21 protein-coding genes are annotated in these 23,535 nt (G+C 72.1%); 11 read left to right on the top strand and 10 right to left on the bottom strand.

Annotated features, from left to right (window positions below; all coding sequences use genetic code 11):
- Positions 1–186 precede the first annotated feature (186 nt).
- Positions 187–2,175 carry a thioredoxin domain-containing protein gene (locus TCUR_RS05285; protein ID WP_012851441.1) on the bottom strand — a complete coding sequence of 663 codons (1,989 nt, stop codon included), beginning with the start codon at positions 2,173–2,175 and terminating at the stop codon, positions 187–189.
- 59 nt (positions 2,176–2,234) lie between these two features.
- Complete coding sequence (locus TCUR_RS05280; protein ID WP_012851440.1) at positions 2,235–3,185, bottom strand: ribonuclease Z; 951 nt, start codon at positions 3,183–3,185, stop codon at positions 2,235–2,237.
- A 71-nt stretch (positions 3,186–3,256) separates the two neighbouring features.
- On the opposite strand from TCUR_RS05280, the gene TCUR_RS05275 reads away from it, so the two are divergent.
- On the top strand, positions 3,257–3,733 hold the full coding sequence (locus tag TCUR_RS05275; protein WP_012851439.1) for a pyridoxamine 5'-phosphate oxidase family protein: 477 nt from the start codon (positions 3,257–3,259) through the stop codon (positions 3,731–3,733).
- Positions 3,734–3,742: 9 nt separating this feature from the next.
- On the opposite strand, the gene TCUR_RS05270 is transcribed toward TCUR_RS05275, so the two are convergent.
- From TCUR_RS05270 to mca, 3 genes are all read right to left on the bottom strand, one after another.
- Positions 3,743–4,924 carry a low temperature requirement protein A gene (locus TCUR_RS05270; protein ID WP_169312997.1) on the bottom strand — a complete coding sequence of 394 codons (1,182 nt, stop codon included), beginning with the start codon at positions 4,922–4,924 and terminating at the stop codon, positions 3,743–3,745.
- Between the two features lie 193 nt (positions 4,925–5,117).
- Positions 5,118–5,390 (bottom strand): hypothetical protein, encoded by a 273-nt coding sequence (locus TCUR_RS05265; protein ID WP_012851437.1) that lies wholly within the window; start codon positions 5,388–5,390, stop codon positions 5,118–5,120.
- Positions 5,381–6,235 (bottom strand): mycothiol conjugate amidase Mca, encoded by an 855-nt coding sequence (gene mca, locus TCUR_RS05260; protein WP_174315342.1) that lies wholly within the window; start codon positions 6,233–6,235, stop codon positions 5,381–5,383. The genes TCUR_RS05265 and mca overlap by 10 nt, the downstream gene beginning before the upstream one ends.
- A 310-nt stretch (positions 6,236–6,545) precedes the next feature.
- Here mca and TCUR_RS26920 point away from each other — a divergent pair, with 310 nt between their 5' ends.
- On the top strand, positions 6,546–6,935 hold the full coding sequence (locus TCUR_RS26920; RefSeq protein WP_012851435.1) for a DUF4307 domain-containing protein: 390 nt from the start codon (positions 6,546–6,548) through the stop codon (positions 6,933–6,935).
- A gap of 141 nt (positions 6,936–7,076) precedes the next feature.
- The gene (gene greA / locus TCUR_RS05250; RefSeq protein ID WP_012851434.1) at positions 7,077–7,577 is read left to right on the top strand and encodes a transcription elongation factor GreA; all 501 of its coding nucleotides are present in this window, start codon (positions 7,077–7,079) and stop codon (positions 7,575–7,577) included.
- A gap of 77 nt (positions 7,578–7,654) precedes the next feature.
- On the opposite strand, the gene TCUR_RS05245 is transcribed toward greA, so the two are convergent.
- Positions 7,655–8,131: an Lrp/AsnC family transcriptional regulator gene (locus TCUR_RS05245; protein WP_012851433.1), complete on the bottom strand. Its 477-nt coding sequence runs from the start codon at positions 8,129–8,131 to the stop codon at positions 7,655–7,657.
- A 153-nt stretch (positions 8,132–8,284) separates the two neighbouring features.
- On the opposite strand from TCUR_RS05245, the gene hppD reads away from it, so the two are divergent.
- The 5 genes from hppD to TCUR_RS05220 all read left to right on the top strand — a co-directional run bounded on the left by hppD (position 8,285) and on the right by TCUR_RS05220 (position 14,853).
- Positions 8,285–9,352, top strand: coding sequence for a 4-hydroxyphenylpyruvate dioxygenase (hppD, locus tag TCUR_RS05240; RefSeq protein WP_245536986.1), 1,068 nt, complete (start codon positions 8,285–8,287; stop codon positions 9,350–9,352).
- Between the two features lie 76 nt (positions 9,353–9,428).
- The gene (locus TCUR_RS24675) at positions 9,429–10,064 is read left to right on the top strand and encodes an RDD family protein (protein WP_012851431.1); all 636 of its coding nucleotides are present in this window, start codon (positions 9,429–9,431) and stop codon (positions 10,062–10,064) included.
- An 84-nt stretch (positions 10,065–10,148) separates the two neighbouring features.
- Positions 10,149–11,732 carry a M1 family metallopeptidase gene (locus tag TCUR_RS05230; protein WP_012851430.1) on the top strand — a complete coding sequence of 528 codons (1,584 nt, stop codon included), beginning with the start codon at positions 10,149–10,151 and terminating at the stop codon, positions 11,730–11,732.
- Positions 11,733–11,839: 107 nt separating this feature from the next.
- Positions 11,840–13,288, top strand: a complete 1,449-nt coding sequence (locus TCUR_RS05225) for a M1 family metallopeptidase (RefSeq protein WP_148232932.1) — start codon at positions 11,840–11,842, stop codon at positions 13,286–13,288.
- A gap of 137 nt (positions 13,289–13,425) precedes the next feature.
- The gene (locus TCUR_RS05220; RefSeq protein WP_245536985.1) at positions 13,426–14,853 is read left to right on the top strand and encodes a M1 family metallopeptidase; all 1,428 of its coding nucleotides are present in this window, start codon (positions 13,426–13,428) and stop codon (positions 14,851–14,853) included.
- A 43-nt stretch (positions 14,854–14,896) separates the two neighbouring features.
- On the opposite strand, the gene ilvA is transcribed toward TCUR_RS05220, so the two are convergent.
- Genes ilvA through TCUR_RS05205 form a run of 3 tightly spaced genes read right to left on the bottom strand, consistent with a single transcriptional unit; the run spans position 14,897 to position 18,278 of the window.
- A complete protein-coding gene (gene ilvA, locus TCUR_RS05215) occupies positions 14,897–16,105 on the bottom strand; it encodes a threonine ammonia-lyase (protein ID WP_012851427.1) in 1,209 nt (402 codons plus the stop codon).
- Positions 16,106–16,155: 50 nt separating this feature from the next.
- Positions 16,156–17,109 carry an ROK family protein gene (locus tag TCUR_RS05210; RefSeq protein ID WP_012851426.1) on the bottom strand — a complete coding sequence of 318 codons (954 nt, stop codon included), beginning with the start codon at positions 17,107–17,109 and terminating at the stop codon, positions 16,156–16,158.
- Positions 17,109–18,278 carry an FIST signal transduction protein gene (locus TCUR_RS05205; RefSeq protein WP_012851425.1) on the bottom strand — a complete coding sequence of 390 codons (1,170 nt, stop codon included), beginning with the start codon at positions 18,276–18,278 and terminating at the stop codon, positions 17,109–17,111. Before TCUR_RS05205 ends, TCUR_RS05210 begins: the two co-directional genes overlap by 1 nt.
- Positions 18,279–18,443: 165 nt before the next feature.
- Here TCUR_RS05205 and TCUR_RS05200 point away from each other — a divergent pair, with 165 nt between their 5' ends.
- The 3 genes from TCUR_RS05200 (at position 18,444) to TCUR_RS05190 (ending at position 22,429) form a co-directional block, all read left to right on the top strand.
- Positions 18,444–19,859: a sigma 54-interacting transcriptional regulator gene (locus tag TCUR_RS05200; protein ID WP_012851424.1), complete on the top strand. Its 1,416-nt coding sequence runs from the start codon at positions 18,444–18,446 to the stop codon at positions 19,857–19,859.
- 67 nt (positions 19,860–19,926) lie between these two features.
- Positions 19,927–21,894, top strand: a complete 1,968-nt coding sequence (locus TCUR_RS05195; protein ID WP_012851423.1) for a VWA domain-containing protein — start codon at positions 19,927–19,929, stop codon at positions 21,892–21,894.
- Positions 21,895–21,940: 46 nt separating this feature from the next.
- Positions 21,941–22,429 carry a hypothetical protein gene (locus TCUR_RS05190; RefSeq protein ID WP_012851422.1) on the top strand — a complete coding sequence of 163 codons (489 nt, stop codon included), beginning with the start codon at positions 21,941–21,943 and terminating at the stop codon, positions 22,427–22,429.
- 13 nt (positions 22,430–22,442) lie between these two features.
- Here TCUR_RS05190 and TCUR_RS05185 read toward each other — a convergent pair whose 3' ends face one another.
- The gene (locus tag TCUR_RS05185; protein WP_245536984.1) at positions 22,443–23,501 is read right to left on the bottom strand and encodes an alpha/beta hydrolase; all 1,059 of its coding nucleotides are present in this window, start codon (positions 23,499–23,501) and stop codon (positions 22,443–22,445) included.
- Between the last annotated feature and the right edge of the window lie 34 nt (positions 23,502–23,535).

Here is a 23,535-nt window from a genome sequence, read left to right as displayed (position 1 = left end):
GCGGCCGTCCAGACACCTGACCTGGTACCCGCACGTCCCGCCGGTCACGCCGTCCCCGCAAGTGACGAGCCGTCGCACGGACACGCGTTACCAAGAGGTAACACCAACCGAGAAGTAGATCAAGGCCGCTCTTGCGGCGAATCCCGCGAGCGGCACGATATCGTCACCCGGCGGGCGAGGCCGGGATCAGCCTCCGGCCAGTTCGGCCATCAGGTCGGCGGGGGTGGTGACCGGCAGCCGGCAGGTGAAGTTCCGGCACACATAGGCCGCCGGCGCGCCGTCCACCGGGGTCCGTCCCCGCAGCAGCGGGACGTCGCCCGCGGCCTCGCCGGTGCCCACCGTGATGACCGCGCCGGGGGCGGGCGAGGCCAGCGCGGCGCCGTGCAGCGCGCGGGTGCGCGCATCGGCCGGATCCCCCACGATCGCGATCTCCAGCGGGCCGCTGACCAGCGCCTCGGCCACCGCCAGGCCCCAGCCGGCGAAACGGGCGTGCCGGCCGGCCAGCAGCGTGGCCGCCGCCAGCGCGGAGGCGGCGGCCTGGCGGTGCCGGGACGAGCCGGTCAGCGCCGCATACGACAGCAGCGCCCCGGCGGCGGCGAACTGGCCGGAGGGCGTGGCGTTGTCGGTGGGGTCCTGCGGGCGGCGGAACAGCCGCTCGGCGTCGTCGGCGGTGTCGTAGAAGCCGCCGCGGTCGTCGGGGAAGTGCGTCAGCACCGTCTCCAGCAGCGTCCCGGCCAGCCGCACGTGCGCCGGGTCGCCGGTGACCGCGTGCAGGGCCAGCAGCCCCTCGGCGAAGTCGGCGTAGTCCTCCAGGACGCCGGCGTTCGCCCCGGGCACGCCGTCGCGGGAGGTGCGGGTCAGCCGCCCGTCGCGCAGGTGGACCTCGCGCAGCAGGCGGGCGATCTCCTCGGCGGCGCCGACCAGATCCGGCCGTCCCAGCAGCGCCCCGCACTCGGCCAGGGCCGCGATGGCCAGGCCGTTCCAGGCCGTGACCACCTTGTCGTCGCGGGCCGGGGGGACGCGCTCGGCGCGGGCGGCCAGCAGCCGGGCGCGGACCCGGCTCCACCACTCTTGATCGCCCGGGTCGCCGGGCAGCCGCAGCACCGACGTGCCGTGTTCGAACGTGCCGGACTCGGTGACCCCCAGCAGCTCGGCGGCGGCGTTCCCGTCGGCCTCCCCCAGCACCCGGCGCAGCTGCTCGGGCGTCCACACGTAATATTTGCCCTCCTGGCCTTCGCTGTCGGCGTCCAGGGCCGAGGCCAGCCCGCCCTGCGGGGTGCGCAGATCGCGCAGCATCCACTCGCAGGTCTCCAGCGCGATCCGCTTGGCCAGCGGGCTGCCGGTCAGCCGCCACCAGTGCGCGTAGACGCGGGCCAGCAGCGCGTTGTCGTACAGCATCTTCTCGAAGTGCGGCACCACCCACGCCTCGTCCACCGAGTAGCGGGCGAAGCCGCCGCCGAGCTGGTCGTAGATCCCGCCGCGGGCCATCGCCTCCAGCGTGCCTGTGGCCATCGCCAGCGCCTGGGCGTCCTGGGTGCGGGCGTAGTGGCGCAGCAGGAACTCCAACACCATCGACGGGGGGAACTTGGGGGCGCCGCCGAAGCCGCCGTAGGCGGTGTCGTAGGAGGCCGCCAGCGAGCGCACCGCCGCCGACAGCCGCTCCGGGGAGGGCGGCTCGGTCTCCCCCGGGGCGGGACCGCGGGCGGTGAGCGCCTCCACGACCTTGCGGCCCTGCTTGAGGACGTCCTCGCGTTCCTCGCGCCAGGCCCGCGCGACCGCCATCAGCAGCGCCCGGAACTGCTGGCGGGGAAAGTAGGTGCCGCAGTAGAACGGCTCGCCGTCGGGCGTGGCGAAGACCGTCATGGGCCAGCCGCCCTGGCCGGTCATGGCCTGGGTGGCCTCCATGTAGACCGCGTCGACGTCGGGGCGTTCCTCGCGGTCGACCTTGATGTTGACGAACAGGTCGTTCATCAGGCGGGCGGTGGCCTCGTCCTCGAACGACTCGTGCGCCATCACATGGCACCAGTGGCAGGCCGCGTATCCCACGCTCAGCAGGATCGGCACATCGCGCCGCCTGGCCTCGGCGAACGCGGCCTCGCCCCATTCCCACCAGTCCACCGGATTGTCCGCGTGCTGCAGCAGGTACGGGCTGGTCGCGTTTTTGAGGCGGTTCATGTCAATGATCCTGCCCCATCAGGGCCCGCCGACCCATGGCCCGGGCGGAACGCGCCGGCTCATCCGTCTTCGGCCCGGGGCTTTCGCCGGGCGGGGACGGAGATGCGGTCCAGGTCGCGGGCCAAGACGATGTCGCCGTCGTAGGCCTGGGCGGCCTGCTCGGCGTAGCGGGGGAAGTCCTCGGCCGGGTAACGCTCGGAGAAGTGGGTCAGCACCAGCCGCCGGACCCCTCCGGCGGCGGCGATGCGGCCGGCCTGCCGGGCGGTCAGATGCCCGTAGCGGCGGGCCAGGTCCGCGTCCTCTTCCAGGAAGGTCGACTCGATGATCAGCATGTCCACCCCGTCGGCCAGGGCGTAGGCCGCCTCGCACTCCCGGGTGTCCATCACGAACGCCAGCTTCTGCCCGGGCCGGGGGACGCTGCAGTCGGCCAGGGTGACGGTGCGGCCGTCGGGAGCGGTGACGCGGCCCTCCCGCTGCAGCCGGCCGATCATCGGGCCGGTGATGCCGCGTGCGGCCAGCCGGTCGGGCAGCATCGTGACGCCGTCGGGCTCCTCCAGCCGGTATCCGTAGGCCTCCACCGGGTGGTCCAGCCGCCGCGCCGACAGGGTGAAGGGTGCCTCGCCGGTCTCGATCACCGCGTGCCCGCCCTCGACCGGCCGCTCCCGGACGACGTCGGTGTCGCGGAAGACGGCCGCGTGCCGCAGCCGCCGCCAGTAGCGGTGCCCGCTCGCCGGGAACAGCGCCCGCACCGGGTGGGGCACCTCGTCGCGGGCGATGCGCTGGATCACCCCGGGCAGGCCCAGGCAGTGGTCGCCGTGGAAGTGGGTGATGCAGATCCAGTCGATGTCGTGCGCGGCCACCCCGGCGCGGATCATCTGCCGCTGGGTGCCCTCCCCCGGGTCGAACAGCAGCCCCTGCCCGTCCCAGCGCACCAGGTAGCCGTTGTGGTTGCGGGTCTTGGTGGGGACGGCGCTGGCGGTGCCGAGCACCAGGAGGTCACGGGTGGACATGCCTTCCATTCTGAGGACCGAACGTTATTCTGTTCCCGGTCCTTATCCCGGCGGCGAGGAGGAGAAGCCAGGTGGGCGGCAACAAGCGCGACCAGATCCGGATGACCCCCGAGGAGGTGGCCGCCTTCCTCGCCGACAACTTCAAGGTGCAGGTGGCCACGGTGGACCGCGACGGCGCCCCGCACCTGGTGACCATGTTCTACACGCTGCTGGACGGCAAGATCGCCTTCACCACCTACGCCCGCTCCCAGAAGGTGGTCAACCTGCGCCGCAACCCGGCCATGACCTGCCTGGTCGAAGACGGCCTGGAGTACAACGAGCTGCGCGGGGTCAAGCTCAAGGGCACCGGCCGCATCATCGAGGACCCCAAGATCCGCACCATGGTCGGCCAGGTGGTCGGCTCCCGGATGGCCGGCCTGCCGGTGCCCGAGCTGGGCGAGCCCATCGACCCGGTGGTCGCCGAGGGCATCGAGAAGGCCCTGGCCAAGCGCGTCGTGGTGGTCATGGAGCCGGAGCACATCACCAGCTGGGACCACCGCAAGCTGTAAGCCCCGCCTTCAGGGGCCGGAGACGGGCTGCGGCCGGGGGATGAAGGCGTCCCGGACGGCGAGGGCCACCAGAACCGCCAAGGCCGCGATCGCCAGGGCCAGCGGGGTGAACAGGTGGGTCGTCCACTCCAGCAGGGCCAGCGCGCCCAGCAGCGCCGAGGCGGCCGGCCGGGCGAGAGAGAGTCGTCCGAAGACGACCTTCTCGAACAGGGCGTGTCCCATGACGAACAGGGCCGGCCCGCCCAGGACGGTGGCGAGCGCGCCTCCCTCGACGTGCCCGCCTGGGTGGGCGATGACCAGCTCGTCGCCGACCGCGGCGACCACGATGCCGGCCACCATGACGATATGGATGAACGTGTAGGCCGACCGGCCCAGCCGCCCGGGGTCGGGCGAGGCGGCCACCCGCTCGGCGGCGGCCTCGGCGGTGCGGCCGAAGTAGATCCACCAGAAGGCGACGCTGCCGGCGAAGGCCACCGCGAAGGCCGCCACGGCGCCCGGTGAGGCCGGGGCCAGGCCGCTCAGCGTGGCCCCCATGACCAGCATCGACTCGCCCAACGCGATGATCACGAACAATTGGCAGCGCTCGGCCATGTGCCGGGCGTCGATCGTCCAGTCGGCGGTGCTGGAACGGCCCAGGCCCGGGGTGGCGTAGCCGATCCAGGGGGCGGTGTACTCCACCGCGACGGCCGCCGCCCACAGCGCCAGGCGGGCCTCGTCGTGGACCAGCCCGCCGGCGATCCACAGCACGGCGGCGGGCATCATCCAGGCCAGCACCCGCTGGAAGTTGGGACCCAGCTCGTGCCGCAGGGTGGTCAGCACCACGAAGACGGTCCGCCCCACTTGAACGGTCACATAGCCGCAGGCGAACCACAGGCCGCGCGCCTCGAACGCCTCCGGGATCGCCGCCGCCATGAACATCGCCGCCAGCATGACCGCCCCCAGCATCAGCCGGACGGCCGCATGGTCGGGGTCGAACCAGTTGGTGGTCCAGCAGGTGTACATCCACGCCCACCAGACCGCCAGCAACAGCAGCAGCGCCTCGGCCGCTCCCACCCAGGTCAGGTGCTCCAACATCCGGTGGGAGAGCCTGGTGCACGCGAAGACGAACACCAGGTCGAAGAAGAGTTCGAAGAAACCGACCCGGGTGCCGTTCCCGTCGCGGGTTCTCAGGACGCCGGTGCCCTCGCTCACGCGAGGGATCATGTCACGGGAACCCGGCGGATCCGGCGAATCAGGACCGATGCGACATGGCCGGAACCGGCACGGGCGAGGGCTCGGTGCCTGGGGGCCATCCGTCCTTGGAGCCGGTGGCCCCCGGGCACCGAGCCGTCCCAGAGGCTGGGACGCATCCGCTGCGAGCTGAGGGAACAGCGCGCCGAAAAGTTCAGTCCTTCGGCCGTTCCCCGTCCTTGCCCGCGGCCTTTTCGCCCTTGCTCTTGGCGGCGGAGGCGGCGGAGGACTGCTCCTCCTCCTGCTCCAGGTCGGCCTCCCGGGGGACCTGGATCTTGCCCATCTGCTTGTTCATCGAGCGCAGCAGCAGGAACACCGCCACGCACAGCAGGATGAAGACGGCGAACCCCAGCATGCCGGGGCTGACGGTCTCGTCAGTGAGCGGGAAGTCGTTCTTGGGCTGGGCGGCCAGCAGCGCTACAGACACACTTTCTCCCTGACTCCCGCGAACAGATCGTCCTCAGGAAGCTCGGTATCGACCAAAGACCTGGCCAAATGGTAATCCTCGGTCGGCCATGCCTGGCGCTGCACCTCCAGCGGGCAGCGGAACCAAAAGCCGTCGGGGTCGATCTGGGTGGCGTGCGCCAGCAGCGCCCGGTCGCGGGTTTCGAAGTAGTCCGCGCACGGCACGCGGGTGGTGACCGCCCACGGGGCAGGCCGTTCCTCGAAGCGCTTGAGCCAGTCGCCGTAGGGGGACTCCAGGCCGGCCTTCTCCATGGCCGCGTGCAGCGCCTCGATCCGCTCCTTGTTGAAGGTCATGTGGTAGTAGAGCTTGAGCGGCTGCCAGGGCTCGCCGGTCCCGGGGTAGCGGTCCGGGTCGCCGGCGGCCTCGAAGGCCTCCACCGACACCCGGTGGCACATGACGTGGTCGGGGTGGGGGTAGCCGCCCTTCTCGTCGTAGGTGAGCATCACGTGCGGGCGGAACTCGCGCACCGCGCGCACCAGCGGCTCGGCCGCAACCTGCAGGGGCTGCAGGGCGAAGCAGCCCTCCGGCAGCGGGGGCGGCGGGTCGCCCTCGGGGAAGCCGGAGTCCTCAAAGCCCAGCCAGATCTGCTGCACGCCCAGGATCTCGCGGGCGCGCGCCATCTCCTGCCGGCGGACGGCGGCGATGTCGGCCTTGATCTCCGGACGGTCCATGGCCGGGTTGAGGATGTCGCCGCGCTCACCGCCGGTACAGGTCACCACCAGCACCTCGACGCCCTCGGCGGCGTAGCGCGCCATGGTGGCGGCGCCCTTGCTGGACTCGTCGTCCGGGTGGGCGTGGACGGCCATCAGCCGCAACGGGCCGTCCTCACACGAGGTCATGCCGATCGGTGCTTCGGACCCCACAGTGTCTCCCTGTCCAACCGTAGATGGCGTCCGCGCCGCATCGCGGGGGGCGGACGCCGCAGCAGAGGACGATTGTTCCCGACAACGCCCCTCACCCGCAGGGGAATTCCCTGTCGCCGGTTCCCACCGCCCCCGGTACGGAGCATCGGCTCCCACCGATGACAATTGTCCCGGACGCATCACCGTGGCGCGGACATGCCCGCGGATGCGTTCTTGCACGGTATCGACGGCACCCCAACGGAGAATTCCCGCCATGAGCACCTCGGCCGGCCAGGCAGCCGGTGACCAGCGCCCCCGTCGCGGCGGCAGACTCGGCCTGGCGGTCATCGGGGTGGTGGTGGCGATCTGCTCGGTGGGCTGGGCCATCGTCATGGCCCACGTCGGGCAGGTCCCCGGCATCAGCACCCAGACGATCACCTACCGGATCGTGGACGACTCCACGGTCGAGATCCGCTGGCAGGTCGCCAAGCCGTCCGGCAAGCCGGTGCGGTGCGTGGTGGACGCGCTGGACGCCCGCTTCGCCCCGGTGGCCGAGCAGGAGGTCATCGTCCCGGCCGGGCGATCGCACGTGGAACGCACCGACATTCTGCGCACCACCCGGCGCGCCGCGGCGGCCAGGGTGAAAGAGTGCCGCACTATATGACGGTCTGACGGATTGCCGGTGAACACAGAGGGGAACCTTTACTCTCACATACGGGATAGGCTTGAGGTTTCGCCCGGCCCGGCCAGGCCGGTTCGCCGGCAGACACGCCGTGGACCGCTACGTGTGGACAGAGGAGCATCCGTGACCGAGACCCGTGCTGAGAACGTCAACTGGCTCACCCAGGAGGCGTACGACCGGCTCAAGGCTGAACTTGAGTACCTGTCGGGCCCGGGCCGCATCGAGATCGCGCAGAAGATCGAGGCGGCGCGGGAGGAGGGCGACCTGCGCGAGAACGGCGGTTACCACGCCGCCAAGGAGGAGCAGGGCAAGATCGAGGGGCGGATCCTCCAGCTTCAGCACATCCTGGAAAACTCCCGGGTCGGCGAGGCTCCTCGCACCGACGGGGTGGTCGGTCCGGGCATGACGGTCACGGTCGCCTTCGAAGACGACGATGAGGAGCTCACCTTCCTGCTGGCCTCCCGGGAGGAGAGCGGCGCCCCGATCGACGTCTACTCCCCCCAGTCCCCGCTGGGCTCGGCCATCAACGGCAAGAAGGTCGGCGAGAAGGCCACCTACACCCTGCCCAACGGCCGCAGCATGACCGTGGAGATCCTCGACGCCACGCCCTACGCGGGCGCCTGACCACCGGCACCACACCGAGCGATCCCCTTTCGGCCCGCCGGCCCGATGCCGCCGGCGGGCCTTTGCGCATGCCCGCCTCATCCCTTCCGGGCGGCCGCCGCCCGCACCAGCGGGAGGGTGCGCAGCGGGATCTGGGTCGCCAGCGAGATCACCGTGGAGGTCCGCTCCACCCCTTCGACCGCCACCACCTGGTCGATCACCCGCTGCAGGTCGGCGTTGCTGCGCGCCACGATGCGGCACAGCATGTCCCCGGTCCCGGTGATGGTGTGCGCCTCCATCACCTCGGGGATGGCGCTCAGCCGCTCGGCCACCGGGTCGTGCCCGCCGACCTGCCGGATCTGCAACGTGACGAAGGCGGTCACCGTATAGCCCAGCGCCACCGGGTCGATCTGGGGCCCGAATCCGCAGATCACCCCGTCCCTGGCCAGCCGGTCCAGCCGGGCCTGCACGGTGCCGCGGGCCACGCCCAGCCGCCGGGACGCCTCCAGCACCCCGATGCGGGGTTCGGCGGTGAACAGCTCGATCACCCGCCGGTCCAGTTCGTCGATCGCCACGAGCGGCCTCCAAACGGTGGTCAGACTGTACAGATCGTCTGATCATTTCCGTCTGACGCTATGCATATTGTCCAGCATTCCACGTAACTCTTGCGCAGCCTGTATTCCGAGCGGACATTTGGCGCCATGAGCGACGCATTTCCTGTCAAAGGCATGGACGCCGTGGTCTTCGCCGTCGGGAACGCCCGGCAGGCCGCGCATTACTACTCGACCGCGTTCGGGATGCGCCGGGTGGCCTACCGCGGCCCGGAGACCGGGTGCCCCGACGAGGCCGCCCACGTGCTGGAGTCCGGCAGCGTGCGGTTCGTGCTGCGCGGCCCGGTGCGGGCCGGCACCGACCTGGGCCGCCATGTCGCCGAGCACGGCGACGGGGTGGTGGACCTGGCGATCGAGGTGCCCGACGTCGAGGCCGCCTACGAGCACGCCGTCGCGGCCGGGGCCCGGGGCCTGGAAGAGCCCTACACGCTGGAGGACGAGCACGGCAAGGTGCACCTGGCCGCCATCGCCGCCTACGGCGAGACCCGCCACACCCTGGTCGACCGGTCCAACTACTCCGGCCCCTACCTGCCGGGCTACGTGGCCGCCGACCCGATCGTGGAGCCGCCGAAGCGGCGCTACTTCCAGGCCATCGACCACTGCGTCGGCAACGTCGAGCGGATGGACGAGTGGGTCGACTTCTACCACCGGGTGATGGGCTTCACCGACATGGCCGAGTTCATCGGCGACGACATCGCCACCGAGTACTCGGCGCTGATGTCCAAGGTGGTGGCCGACGGCACGCGCAAGGTCAAATTCCCCATCAACGAGCCGGCCGACGGGCCCCGCAAGTCCCAGATCCAGGAGTACCTGGAGTTCTACGGCGGGCCCGGCGTGCAGCACATCGCGCTGGCCACCAACGACATCCTGGCCGCGGTAGACCAGATGAAGGCCGCCGGGGTGGAGTTTTTGGACACCCCCGACTCCTACTACGACGACCCCGAGCTGCGCGCCCGGATCGGCGAGGTCCGCGTCCCGGTGGAGGAGCTGCGCAAGCGCCGCATCCTGGTGGACCGGGACGAGGACGGCTACCTGCTGCAGATCTTCACCCACCCGGTCCAGGACCGGCCCACCGTGTTCTTCGAGCTGATCGAGCGGCACGGCTCCATGGGGTTCGGCAAGGGCAACTTCAAGGCTTTGTTCGAGGCCATCGAGCGGGAGCAGGCGCGGCGCGGAAATTTGTGACCGGCCCGCGTTAAAGATCGGTCCTCATCGGGGCGGGGAGGGGTTTGCCCGGCGGGTGAATGTCCACTTTCACCCTATGACGCAGCCGCCACAGGGCCCCTCCCCCGGGGACCGCTTCTGGAAGCCGCCGCAGGACCAGCCGCCCGGCCCCTACGGCGGGGGCGGGTGGCCTCCGCCGTACGGCGGTCACTACCCGGGCCATCCGGGATCGCCATGGGAGTATCGGGACCCGGCCGCAGGGCTGGCCGGCCGGTGGGCGCGGCTGGGCGCGGCGCTCATCGACCTGATCCTGCTGGCCGCCGTCATCGGGCTGGTGACCTTCCCGTTCATCGACTACGGCCGGGTGTTCCGCACCCCCGGCGGGGAGACCGGGTACCTGCCGACCGGCCAGTGGGTCGCCAACTTCCTCAGCATCGTCATCGCCTTCCTGTACTACTGGCTGACGACGTACAAATGGGGCCGCACGCTCGGCAAGCAGGTGCTGGGCATCCAGGTCGTCCGGGCCGCCGACGGCGGTCCGGTCACCCAGGGGCAGGCGGCGGGCCGGGCGGCGTTCTTCACCGTGCTGGGCGGCCTGTGCGGCTGCATCGGTTTCCTGGACGTGGCGTGGATCCTGTGGGACGACCGCAGGCAGGCCCTGCACGACAAGGTCGCCCAAACCGTGGTGCGCAAGATCGAACCGGGCGCGCCCGATCCTTACGCCGGACGCTGAGCGGCGTGACGCGCCGCTTGGCCGCATGCCGCCACATGCCGCTCGGTCACCGAAGGCGCGGGCCCGGCCGTCTAGGCTGTGCTCGTGACGACGGCCGGAAACTCCCGCATTGCACCTCCGCAGGCCCCCCGCGCCGCCCTGCGCGGAGCCATGGCGCTCGCCCTGGCGGGCTCGCTGGCCGCCTGCCAGGTCACGCTGGACGGCGGCGAGAACGCCCAGCCGTCCCGGACCGTCCCGGCCCCCACGGCTCCTCCGGCGACCGGCCCGCACGGAGCCGACAGCGCCGGGGACGACTATGTGCCCGGGGACGGCAACGGCGGCTACGACGTCCAGCACTACAAGCTGGACCTGGACATCCGCCCCGGAGGCTCCCCGGAGCTGACCGCCACCGCCGACATCACCGCCAAGGCGACCCAGCGGCTGAGCCGGTTCAACCTCGACCTGGCCGGGCTGACCGTCTCCGAGGTCAAGGTCGACGGCGCACCGGCCCGCTACGAGCACGAGGGCGCCGAGCTGATCATCTCCCCGGCGCAGCCGCTGGCCAAGGGCGCCTCCTTCAGCGTGACGGTGCGGTATTCGGGGACGCCGCAGCCGGTGTCCAAGCCGCCGCTGGGCGTCTACGGGTGGGTGCGCACCTCTGACGGGGTGTTCGTGGCCTGCCAGCCCAGCGGGGCGCACACCTGGTTCCCGGCCAACGACCACCCCAGCGACAAGGCCACCTTCGAGTTCCGAGTGAAGGTGCCCGAGGGGCTGACCGCCATCGCCAACGGCGAGCCGGACGGCGGCCTGCCCGGCCTGCAGCGCGGCCCCGGCGGCAACCGGCGCACCGACGGATCGCTGCTCCCCGGCGACGGCGCGGGCGCGGGCGTTCAGCCGGTCCTGCTGCGGCGCCGGCAGGCGGCCGCCCCGGTGACCTGGCGGGTCAAGGAGCCCATGGCCCCCTACCTGGCCACGGTCACGGTGGGCCGGTTCGATGTGCGCACCGGCAAGACGGCCGGCGGCATCCCCGTCATCACCGCCGTCGACCCGACGGTGCGCACCACCGACCTGGAGGACTTCCACGCCAAGAACGCCGAGATCACCCACGAGTTCACCAAGCTGTTCGGGCCGTATCCGTTCTCCTCCACCGGCGGGCTGGTCGACAACGCCGATGTGGGCTTTGCGCTGGAGACCCAGACCCGCCCGGTGTACGGGTCCTTCGGCGCCAGCGAGGGGATCGTCGCCCACGAGCTGGCGCACATGTGGTTCGGCGACAGCGTCAGCGTCACCCGCTGGAAGGACATCTGGCTCAACGAGGGCTTCGCCACCTACGCCGAGTGGCTGTGGGCCGAGAAGGCCCACGGCGTGGACCCGCAGCAGGAGTTCGACGCGCTGTACCAGCAGGCCGACCGGGAGGAGCTGTGGGGCATCCCCACCGGCGACCCCGGCCGGGAGAACATGTTCAGCTCCGACGCCGTCTACAACCGGGGCGCGATGACGCTGCACGCGCTGCGCAAGAAGGTCGGCGACGAAACCTTCTTCAAGATCCTCAAGACCTGGACGGCCGAGTACCGGCACTCCAACGCCACCACCGAGCAGTTCATCGAGGTGGCCGAGCGGGTCTCCGGGCAGCAGCTGGACTCCTTCTTCCAGGCGTGGCTGTACGGGCGCACCCGCCCGCCCCGGTAAACCCCGCCCAGATCGGCGTCTGGCCCGGGTGAACGGGATGTCAGGGATCATCAAAGTCACGGAAGGCAACTTAACCGAGACGCTGAGTAATTGACACAGTGGGGCGCGTGAACGCCCACACTCCGCACGGCAAGATCCACTTCAAGATCACCGCCCTGGCGGCCGTCACCACGGCCCTGGCGCTGTCGGCCTCCAGCGGGGGCACCGCCACCGCGCAGTCGACCGGGAGCGGGCTCGCCCCTTCGGCGTCCGCCCACTACCCCAGGAACGGCGCGCGGGGGATCGGCGACCCGTACTTTCCCCATATGGGCAACGGCGGCTACGACGCCCTGCACTACCACGTCGTCCTCGACTACCGGCGCAACCGGTCCGCCTCCGCCGTGGTGACCATGACCGCCCGCGCCACCCAGGACCTGTCCGGCCTGTCCCTGGACTTCCGCGGCCCCAAGATCAAAGAGGTCGAGGTCGACGACCGCCGCGCCACCTTCCAGCGCCGGGGCCAGGACCTGCTGATCACCCCCGCGGTGGCGCTGCGCCGCGGCCAGGTGTTCACCGTGCGGGTCCGCTACGCCGGCGGCCCCGGCTCGCGCACCGACAAGTCGCTGGGCACCTACGGCTGGATCCGCACCCGGGACGGCGTCGTCACGCTCTCCCAGCCGGACGGCACGCCCGCGTGGATGCCGGTCAACGACCACCCGCTAGACAAGGCCACCTACACCTTCCGGGTGACCGTGCCCAAGGGGCTGACCGTCATCGCCAACGGCCGGCCGTCCAAGCCGGTGCACCGCGCCAAGACCAGCACCTACACCTGGTCCGAGCCGTCCCCGATGGCCAGTTACCTGGCCCTGGTGGCGATCGGCAAATTCAAGGTCACCCGCAGCGAGGCCGACGGCATCCCCGTCATCACCGCCGTGGACCCGCGCTACCGGCGCCACGCCGCCAGGCTCCACCGCTCCACCAAGAAGGCGCTGGCCTGGCTGTCGAAGACGTTCGGCCCCTACCCGTTCACCACCGCCGGCGGCGTCATCGACGACCCGAAGCTGAAGTACGCGCTGGAGACCCAGAGCCGCCCGGTGTACGCGGGGATCACGCCGCGGATGAACTTCATCGTCCACGAGATGGCCCACCAGTGGTTCGGCAACAGCGTCAGCCTCAAGCGGTGGCAGGACATCTGGCTCAACGAGGGGCTGGCCTCTTACGCCGAGTGGCTGTGGCGGGAGCAGCACCGGGGCAAGAGCGCCGAGCAGATCTTCCGCAGCTACTACAAGCAGCCCGCCTCGTCGGCGATCTTCAGCCCGCCGCCGGGGCGGCCCGGACGCAACAAGCTGTTCGGCGACTCGGTCTACATCCGCGGCGCGATGACCGTGCACGCGCTGCGCAAGAAGGTCGGCGACCGGACGTTCTTCCGCATCCTGCGGGCCTGGACCACCCAGTACCGGCACGGCAACGCGGGAACCGCCGACTTCATCGCGCTGGCCGAAAAGGAATCCGGCAAGCAGCTGGACCAGCTGTTCAAGGTCTGGCTCTACAGCAAGGGCAAGCCCAAGAAGTGGTGATCTCCGCCCGGCGGCGCACCGGCCGCCGGGCGTCCTTGTTCGATCGCCGCGAACGTCCTTGCTCAATCGCAACGAAATCGCGCTTGTCCGGCCGTCGCCGCGCTGCGAGCTTGTAGCTCATGGTGACGTCCAACCCGGTGAGGACACGCAAAGGCGCAGCGCTGGCGGCCGTGGCGGTGGCGACGGCCGCCGGGCTGGTGGCGTCGGCGACCCCGGCGAACGCGGCGCCGAAATTCACTCCGGGCGCCCCGGGGGTCGGCGACCCGTACTTCCCCGACATGGGGAACGGCGGCTATGACGTGGCCCACTACGACGTGAAGCTGCGTTATGAGCCCTCCGACAAGAGCATCAAGGCCACCACCCGCATCAAGGCGAAGGCCACCCAGCACCTGTCGCGGTTCAACCTCGACTTCCTCGGCCCGCTGAAGGTGCACTCGGTCACCGTCGACGGCAAGCGGGCCGCCTTCACGCGGACCGGCGCCCAGGAACTGGTGATCACCCCGAAGAAGGGCCTGCCCAAGGGCAAGCGCTTCACCGTCACGGTCGCCTACTCGGGGGTCCCCAAGCGGGTCGACGACCCGGCGCTGGGCACCTCCGGCTGGGTGGCCACCGACGACGGGGCGGTGGCGGTCAACCAGCCGACCGGCACCGCCACCTGGATGCCGGTCAACGACACCCCCGCCGACAAGGCGTCCTACAGCTTCGCGATCACCGTGCCGAGCGGGCTGCAGGCGCTGGCCAACGGCGACTTCGCCGGACGGCGGACCGCCGGCGGGCTGACCACCTGGCGCTGGCGGATGCCGCAGCCCATGGCCAGCGAGCTGGCCATGGTCGCGATCGGCGAGTACAACATCACCTGGGGCAGGACCCCCAAGGGCGTGCCCAACATCACCGCCATCGACAAGAACCTCGACACCGCCCCCGGGCAGGGCGCGGCCTTCCACAAGCTGACCGCCGACATCACCGACTGGGGCTCGAAGGTCTTCGGCCGCTACCCCTTCGGGTCCACCGGCGGCATCGTGGACGCCATCGGGGTGGGCTACGCGCTGGAGACCCAGGGCCGCCCGGTCTACGACCGCCGGGGCCGTCCCGGCGTCAACCCCAGCGCCGCCCTGGTCGCCCACGAGATCGGCCACCAGTGGTTCGGCAACAGCGTCACCCCCGGGAGCTGGCGGCACATCTGGCTCAACGAGGGCTTCGCCACCTACGCCGAGTGGCTGCAAAGCGAGCAGTCCGGCGGCCAGACCGCCCAGCAGATCTTCGATGAGGTCTACGCCACCCCCGCCGGCAACGAGCTGTGGCAGGTCAAGGTCGCCGACCCCGGCCGTGACGACCTGTACGCCCACGCCGTCTACGACCGCGGCGCCATGACCTTGCACGTGCTCCGCAGGACCGTCGGCGACAAGAAGTTCTTCCGGCTCCTGCGGGACTGGTACCGCAAGAACCGCAACGGCACCGTCACCACCGCCGACTTCGTCGCCCACGCCAAGCGGTACGGCAACGCCAAGCAGATCGACGCCTTGTTCACCAAGTGGATCTTCACCACCGGCAAGCCGTCCCTGTGACCGGCCGACCGGGCGCGCCCGGCGGGCACGCCCGGTCTCCTTTTCAGCCGAGCTTGAGGGCGTGGCCCTTGGCGCGCAGCCGGCCGAGGACCTCCTGGCAGTGGTCGGGCCCGCGGGTCTCCAGGTGGAGCAGGACCTCGGCCTCCTCCACGTGGAGCCGGGCGGCGACCCGCTCGTGCATGACGTCCAGCACGTTGGCGCCCAGCTCGGCCAGCTCGCTCAGCAAGGTGACCAGGGCGCCGGGCCGGTCGGGGAGCCGGACCCGCACGACCAGGTAGCGGCCGGCGCCGGCCAGCCCGTGGCGCAGCACCTTCGACAGCAGCAAAGGGTCGATGTTGCCGCCGGACAGGACGGCCACAACCGGGGGCTCGAAGGCGTAGGAGTGCTCCAGGATCGCGGCCACCCCGGCGGCGCCGGCGGGCTCCACCACCTGTTTGGCACGCTCCAGGCACAACAGCAGGGCCTGGGAGATGGACTCCTCGGTGACCGTCACCACGGCGTCGACCAGCTCGCGGACCAGGGCGAAGGTGAGCTCGCCGGGACTGCCCACGGCGATGCCGTCGGCCATGGTGGGGCCGGGCCGGATGCGCACGGGACGCCCGGCGGCCAGCGACGGGGGGAAGGCCGCGGCGCGCTTGGCCTGCACCCCGATGATCTTGATGTCGGGGCGCGCCGCCTTGGCGGCCACGGCCAGGCCGGAGATCAGCCCGCCGCCGCCGACCGCGGTGACGATGGTGCGCACGTCGGGACGCGCCCGCAGGATCTCCAGGGCGATGGTGCCCTGGCCGGCGATGACGTCCGGATGGTCGAACGGGTGGATCAGCACCGCGCCGTGCGCATCGGCGTGACGGCGGGCGGCGCTCAGGCACTCGTCCACGCCGGGCCCGGGAAAGAGCACCTCGGCGCCGTAGGACCGGGTGGCGGCGATCTTGGGCAGCGGGGCGCCCTGCGGCATGAAGACGGTGGCCTTGCAGCCCAGCAGCGACGCCGCCAGCGCCACCCCCTGGGCGTGGTTGCCGGCGCTGGCCGCGACCACGCCGCGGGATCGTTCGGCCTCGGTGAGCCGGGCGATGCGCACATAGGCGCCGCGTGCCTTGAACGAGCCGGTGCGCTGCAGGTTCTCGCACTTGAGCAGCACCGGGCCGCCCACGATCTGCGACAGCGCCCGCGAGTGCAGCAGCGGGGTCTCGGTGACCACCCCGCGCAGCAGCTCCCGGGCCTCCTCGACCCGCCGTGCACCGACCAGTGCCATTGGGGCAGTGTAAGCCCGGCGGTCAGGCCGCGCCGGGCCGGTGGGGCCGTTCAGTCGGCGTTCCAGTAGCGGTCGCCGGCCAGGATCAGGGCGGCGGCGCCGACCAGCCCGGCGGTCTGCCCCAGCGCGGCGGGCACCACCTGCACCCGGCGGGCGAACTCCATGCGGGCGTGCTCCCGCAGGGCCTCCTGCAGGGGGTCGAACAACAGCGGCCCGCACTGCGCCAGCCCGCCGCCGATCGCGACCACCTCCAGGTCGCACAGGTGCATCGCCGAGGCGATGGCGACCCCCAGCGCCCGCCCGGCCCGCTGCAGCGCGGCGCCGGCCACCGGGTGTCCCAGCCGGGCGTCCTCGGCCAGCTCGACCCCGCTCACCCCGGCCTGGCCGGGCCGCCAGCCCTGGCGCTGCGCCCAGGCGACCAGGCCGGGGCCGCGGGCGACCGCCTCCAGGCAGCCCCGGCCGCCGCACTCGCACGGCGGCCCCTGCGGGTCGACCACCACGTGCCCGATGTGCCCGGCGTTGCCGCTGGCGCCGTCGATCAGCCGGCCGCCCAGCACCAACCCGCCGCCGACGCCGGTGGAGACCACCATGCCCAGCACGTTGTCATAGCCGCGTCCGGCGCCCCGCCAGTGCTCGCCGACCGCCACGCAGATCGCGTCGTTGTGGACGCGCACCGGCAGATCCGGGTGGCGGGCGCGCAGCCGCCGCCGCAGCGGGAAGTCCCGCCAGGCGGGGATGTTGAGCGGGGAGACCTCCCCCGACGGCCAGCGCATCGGCCCGCCGCAGCCCACCCCGACCCCGGCCGGCTGCGGGCAGCCCGCCTCGGCCAGCAGTTTGTCCAGCAGGGACTCCAGGGTGCGCCACAGCACCCGCGGGTCCGGGTCGGCCGGGGTGGCGATCCGGTCGTAGTGGGTGATCCGCCCCTCCGGGTCCACCAGCGCGGCGGCCAGCTTGGTCCCGCCGATGTCCACCGCCAGCACCGGCGCGTCGTGCTCCTGGCCCATCAGGAGACCGCCGCCGGGCCGAAGGCGAGGATGGAGGCGGTGAAGCCGTGCACGTGGTTGCGGCCGGAGACCGGGCCGATCTCACCGGCGGCGAAGAACCCGCCGACCCCGGCCGGGCCGAAGGTGCGGCGCAGCAGCTTCACATCGTGGTCGGAGTCGGGGAACATCGCCCGGCCCCGTCCGTTGCAGGAGAACAGCAGCGCCCCCTCCACGGGCTTGAGGTCGAAGCGCTGCAGCAGCGCGGTCAGGTCCTCTTCGGCGGCCTCGGCGTCGCGGACCTGGAAACGGACGGTCCGGCCGACCTCCACCACGTCCCCGATGGCGATGGCCCCGGTGTCGGCGTCGGCGCCGACCACCCCGCGCACCAGGAAGTCGCCGTGCTCGTGCTGCTCGGCGTACTCGTCCATGGCCACGCCGATCAGCAGCCCCTGGGAGGCCATCTGCTGCTCCTCCTCCGGGAGGGCGAGCACGATCTGCTCCAGCTTCTCCAGCGCCGGGGTGCCGGCCAGCTCATACAGCACGTTCTCGTCGGCCTTGGTGACCACCATGTCCGGGCCGATGGGGCGGGCCCCCTGGCTGACCACGGTGGCCGCGCTGATCGGGCCGCCCAGCACCACGCCGACCGCCCCGTCGTCGTAGACCTCCCCGTCCAGCAGCAGCCGGGTGCGTCCGGCGCCCTGCCCGCCGGCCAGCGCGCCCACCATCGGCAGCCCGGGCAGCGCCTCCTCGGAACGCTCGACGAAGGCGTCCACCGGGAAGGAGTAGGGGTCGGCCAGCAGCACGGCGACCACGTCCTCGTCGCTGCCCTCCGGCATGCCGACCACCACCAGCCGGTCCTCGGCGCGCAGCGTCTCCAGCCGGAACGGCTCCAGGTGCGCACCCGGCAGCACCCCCGCCCACGCGCTCACCGCGCTGGTCTCCTCCACGCCGCGGTCGCCGCCGATCACCCCGCTGCCGTTGCAGCCGATCACCAGGCGGGCGCCGGCGGCGTCGGCCACCCGCATCGCCCGGCGGGCCGCCTCCCCCACCGCGCCGACGTCCTCGCAGGCGAGGAACACGCACACCAGGTCGGGGGGCGCGCTCAGCGGCTCCAGCGCCTGCTTGACGGCCGACTCCGCGGCGCCGATCAGATCGGGTCCGAGAGCCAGGCCATCACCGAAGCGTGCCATCGCCCTCCCCTCCCTTGCGCTGTCCCTGGATTTGAGGGCTCATTCCTCGATTCTCCCCGCTGCGATGCGGGGTACCCAAGGATCCGGCGCCCGGCGGCGCGTGGATTTCCCTCCCCGGGCAGGTGCGAGTGCTCGCATCGGCGACGTACTGTCGATCTCGTGTCCATGACGAAGAATGAAGCCGCGCCCGCCGACACCACCGTGGGCGCCCTGCGCGCCACCGGTCACCGGCACCGCTCGGTGAAGGAAGAGATCAGAAGCAACCTGCTGGAGCGCCTCAGATCCGGGCAGGAGCGCTTTCCGGGCATCGTCGGGTTCGACGAGACGGTGCTGCCGCACCTGGAGCGGGCGCTGCTGGCCGGGCACGACCTGGTGCTGCTGGGTGAACGCGGCCAGGGCAAGACCCGTCTGATCCGCACCCTGGTCACCCTGCTGGACGAGTGGACGCCGGTGGTGGCCGGCTGCGAGATCAACGACCACCCGTACGCGCCGGTGTGCGTGCGCTGCCGGCGGCTGGCCGCCGAGCTGGGCGATGAGCTGCCGGTGACCTGGAAGCACCGGGAGGAGCGGTTCGGGGAGAAGCTGGCCACCCCCGACACCAGCGTCGGCGACCTGATCGGCGACGTGGACCCGATCAAGGTGGCCGAGGGCCGCACCCTGGGCGACCCGGAGACGGTGCACTTCGGGCTGGTGCCGCGCACCAACCGCGGCATCTTCGCCGTCAACGAGCTGCCCGACCTGGCCGAGCGCATCCAGGTGGCGCTGCTGAACGTGCTGGAGGAGCGGGATGTGCAGATCCGCGGGTACGCGCTGCGGCTGCCGCTGGATGTGCTGCTGGTGGCCAGCGCCAACCCCGAGGACTACACCAACCGCGGCCGGATCATCACCCCGCTCAAGGACCGCTTCGGCGCCGAGATCCGCACCCACTACCCGCTGACGCTGGAGACGGAGCTGGAGCTGATCCGCCAGGAGGCGGCGGTCGCCGAGCTGAACGCCCAGGTGCCCGACCACCTGCTGGAGGTGATGGCCCGCTTCACCCGCCTGGTGCGCGAGTCGCCCGCGGTGGACTCCCGCTCGGGGGTGTCGGCGCGTTTCGCCATCGCCGGGGCGGAGACCATCGCCGCCGGCGCCCTGCGCCGGGCCGCGCTGGCCGGGGAGGACGAGGCGGTGGCGCGGGTGTGCGACGTGCCGGCGGTGGTGCCCGCGGTGATGGGCAAGGTGGAGTTCGAGGTCAGCGAGGAGGGCCGCGAGCAGGAGGTGCTGGAGCACCTGCTGCGCCGGGCCGTCGCCGAGACCTACCGCCGCACGCTGGGCGGCGCCGACCTGAGCGGGCTGCTGGAGAAGTTCGACTCCGGGCAGACCGTGGAGTCCGGTGAGCTGGTCCCGGCCACCGAGCTGCTGCGCCGCATCGGCCCGGTGCCCGGGCTGGCCAAGCTGGTGCAGCGGCTGGGCATGTCCGGGGAGTCGCCCGGCCAGGCCGCCGCCGCGCTGGAGTTCGCGCTGGAAGGGCTGTTTTTGACCCGCCGGCTGTCCAAGGACGTCTCCCCCGGCGGGGACGGGACGGCCACCTACCGCACCTGAGGCCGCAGCTCGTCCGAGCCGCGGCCGGAGAGCACCGCGAACGCCCGCACAAGACAGGGATGTGGCCATGAGCCGATACCGATACGGCGCCTACCAAGGCGGCCCGGACCCACTGGAGCCGCCCTATGACATCCGCTCGGCGCTGGACGCCATGGGCGATTCGGTGCTGGAGGGCTCCAGCCCCGGCGAGGCGCTGCGCGCGCTGCTGCGCCGCGGACTGCCGGGCGGCCGGGACCGGCGGGCCCGGCGCGGCCTGGATGAGCTGCTGCGGCAGGTGCGGCAGCGGCGGCGGGAGCTGCGCGAGCGGGGACGGCTGGACGGCGTCCTGGAGCAGGCGCGGGCGCTGCTGGACACCGCCATCGGGCAGGAACGGGCCGAGCTGTTCCCCGACCCCAGCGACGAGGCGCGCATGCGCGAGGCCGAACTGGACGCGCTGCCGTCCGACACCGCCCAGGCGATCCGGCGGCTGAGCGACTACGACTGGCGATCGCCGGCCGCCCGCGCCACCTTCGAGCAGCTGAAGGACCTGCTGCGGCGCGACGTGCTGGACGCCCAGTTCCAGGGCATGCGGCAGGCGCTGGCCAACCCCGACCCGCAGGCCATGCAGCGGGTCCGGGACATGATGGCCGCGCTGAACGACATGCTCGACGCCGACGCCCGCGGCGAGCACACCCAGGAGGACTTTGCGAACTTCATGCGCGAGTACGGGGACTTCTTCCCCGACAACCCGCGCAACCTGGAGGAGCTGGTCGACTCGCTGGCCCGGCGGGCGGCGGCGATGGACCGGCTGCTGGCCTCGCTGAGCCCCGAGCAGCGCCAGGAGCTGGCCGCGCTGATGGCGCAGGTGATGGAGGACGCCGGGCTGGCGATGGAGATGACCCGGCTGGGCGAGGCGCTGCGGGCCCGCCGCCCCGACCTGGGCTGGGGGACCCCGGAGCGGATGAGCGGCTCGGACCCGCTGAGCGTCAGCGACGCCACCGCCGCGCTGGCGGAGCTGGCGGACCTGGCCGAGCTGGAGGCTGCGCTGGCGCAGGACTATCCGGGCGCCAGCCTGGACGACATCGACGAGGAGGCGGTGCGCCGGGCGCTGGGCCGCCAGGCGGTCGACGACCTGGCCGAGCTGCGCCGCATCGAAAAAGAGCTGGAACGCCAGGGCTACCTGCAGCGCAGTGGCGGCCGGCTGGAGCTGACCCCCAAGGCGGTGCGCCGGCTGGGCGAGACCGCGCTGCGCCGGGTGTTCTCCCACCTGGAGGGGGGCCGGCGCGGCGACCACGACCAGCGCGACGCCGGGCAGGCCGGGGAGCTGACCGGCTCCTCACGTCCCTGGCGGTTCGGCGACGAGCAGCCGCTGGATGTGGTCCGCACGGTCGGCAACGCCATCCGGCGCAACGCCCAGAACCCCACCGGCGACCGGTCGGTCAAGCTCAGCGTGGACGATTTCGAGGTGCTGGAGACCGAGCGGCGCACCGCGGCGGCGGTGTGCCTGCTGGTGGACCTGTCGTACTCGATGGTGCTGCGCGGCGCGTGGGGGGCGGCCAAGCAGACGGCGCTGGCGCTGCACTCGCTGGTCACCGGCAAGTACCCGCAGGACGCCATCCAGATCATCGGGTTCTCCAATTACGCCCGGGTGCTGCGTCCCACCGAGATGGCCGCGCTGGACTGGGACATGGTGCAGGGCACCAATCTGCACCACGCGCTGATGCTGGCCGGACGGCACCTGGACCGGCACCCGGACTTCGAGCCGATCGTGCTGGTGGTCACCGACGGCGAGCCCACCGCCCACCTGCAGCCCAACGGCCGTTCGCTGTTCGACTACCCGCCCTCCCGCCAGACGCTGACGCTGACGCTGGCCGAGATCGACAAGATGACCCGGCGCGGCGCCACCTTGAACGTGTTCATGCTGGCCGACGACCCCCGGCTGGTGTCGTTCGTGGAGGAGGTCGCCCGGCGCAACGGAGGCCGGGTGTTCGCCCCCGAGGCCGGCCGGCTCGGCGAGTACGTGGTCAGCGACTACCTGCGGATGCGCCGGGGATGAGGGACCTGCCCGTGGGGGCGGCCGGCGGCTGGGTAAGGTCATCGCCATGTCGACCGCCGATCAACTGCTGCTGTTCCTCCACGTGGGTTTCGCGATATTCGCGCTGGGGCCGCTGACCGCCGCGATCATGTCCACGCCCCGCTACATCCGGCAGGGCAACGTGACGGTGCTGCGCTACCTGAACCGGATCACCCGCCTGTACGGGATGCTGGCGCTGGGCGTCTTCCTGTTCGGGCTGTTCCTGTCGCGGGGACGGTTCGCCGAGGCGTGGCTGTCGGCGTCCATGACGCTGTTCCTGGTGTCGCTGGTCCTGCTGCTGCTGGTGGAGCGCGACCAGCGCAAGGCCGCTCACCTGCTGGAGGCGGCCGCCGCCGGGGACGCCGCGGCCGGGGAGGCCCAGGCGGGCGCGCAGGAGAAGACCGCCGCTGCGCGGCAGGAGGTCGCCCAGGTGGAGCGGGGCCGGATCGCGGCCATCTCCGGGGTGATCGGCCTGCTGTGGGTGGTGACCTTGCTGCTGATGATCTGGTACGGCTGACCGGCCGGGCGGCTCACTCCTTGGCGACCGAGTCGATCCAGGAGAAGACCGCCTCCTGGGTCGACTCGTCGCGCAGCAGCTCCCCGCCGTGCGCCGGGCCGGCGACGGTGCGCACCGTCGCCGGCACCCCGCCGGCCTGCAGCGCCCCGGCCAGCTCCTCGGAGTGCTCGACCGGGACGAACTCCTCGGTGCCGTGCACCAGCAGCATGGGGGCGTCCCCGGGGCCGGCGTGGGTGACCGGCGTGGCGTCCTCCACCCGCTCCAGGCACTCGGGCTCGGCGTCCTCCTCCTGCGGGTCGCACCCCACCAGCAGCCGCACCGCCTGCCGGAGCTTGACCCGGGAGGCGTCGGCGCCCAGCTCGCCGCCGTCGTGGTAGGCCCGCTGCAGCGAGACCACCGGCGAGAGGGCCACCACGCCGCGCACGCTCTGGGCGCCCCGGCCGTGGGTGCCGAGCTGGGTGGCCAGGTGACCGCCCGCCGAGGACCCCAGCACCACGATGCGCGTGGGGTCCAGGTTCCACAGGTGGGCGTTGTTCTTGACGTACCGCAGCGCGGCCCGCACGTCCCGGCGCTGGGTGGGCCACTGCTCGTGGGGGACGAGGCTGTAGTTGGCGGCGAAGACCACATAGCCCCGGCTGGTCAGCTTGCGGGCGATGTACCGCCAGGACCGCTTGTCCCCGGCCATCCAGTAGCCGCCGTGCAGGACCAGCACGCCGGGCCGGGCCGCCTGGGCGTCCGGGCCGGCGGAGGCATCGGGGGTGCGCCAGTAGACGTCCAGCTGCCGGCGGGGCCCCTCCCCGTAGGAGTAGGTGGCGGTGTTCGGCGGCGGCGGGGTCACCATGACGGCGCGTGCGGTGATGCCGCCGCCGCTCGGCTCAACCGGTGCGCTGGAGCCGTCGGGCGTCGCCACGGGCTCCGACGGTGCGGGGGCGGCGGGGCTGCCGGATGTGGTGGGCGTGCCGCTCCCGGCGGGCTCGGGTTGCGCCCATGCACCGGCTGGAACGACCGCACCGGACAGCGAGGCCACGGCGAGCGCCGTCCCGCACACCAGCACCTTTCGCACCAATGCCACCTCCGGGGAGGAAACCTAGCGCAACCGCGCTGAG

The organism is Thermomonospora curvata DSM 43183, from assembly GCF_000024385.1.
Lineage (GTDB): Bacteria > Actinomycetota > Actinomycetes > Streptosporangiales > Streptosporangiaceae > Thermomonospora > Thermomonospora curvata.
The sequence above is the reverse complement of the archived record's forward strand: the minus strand, read 5'-3'. Positions and strand labels throughout refer to the sequence as shown.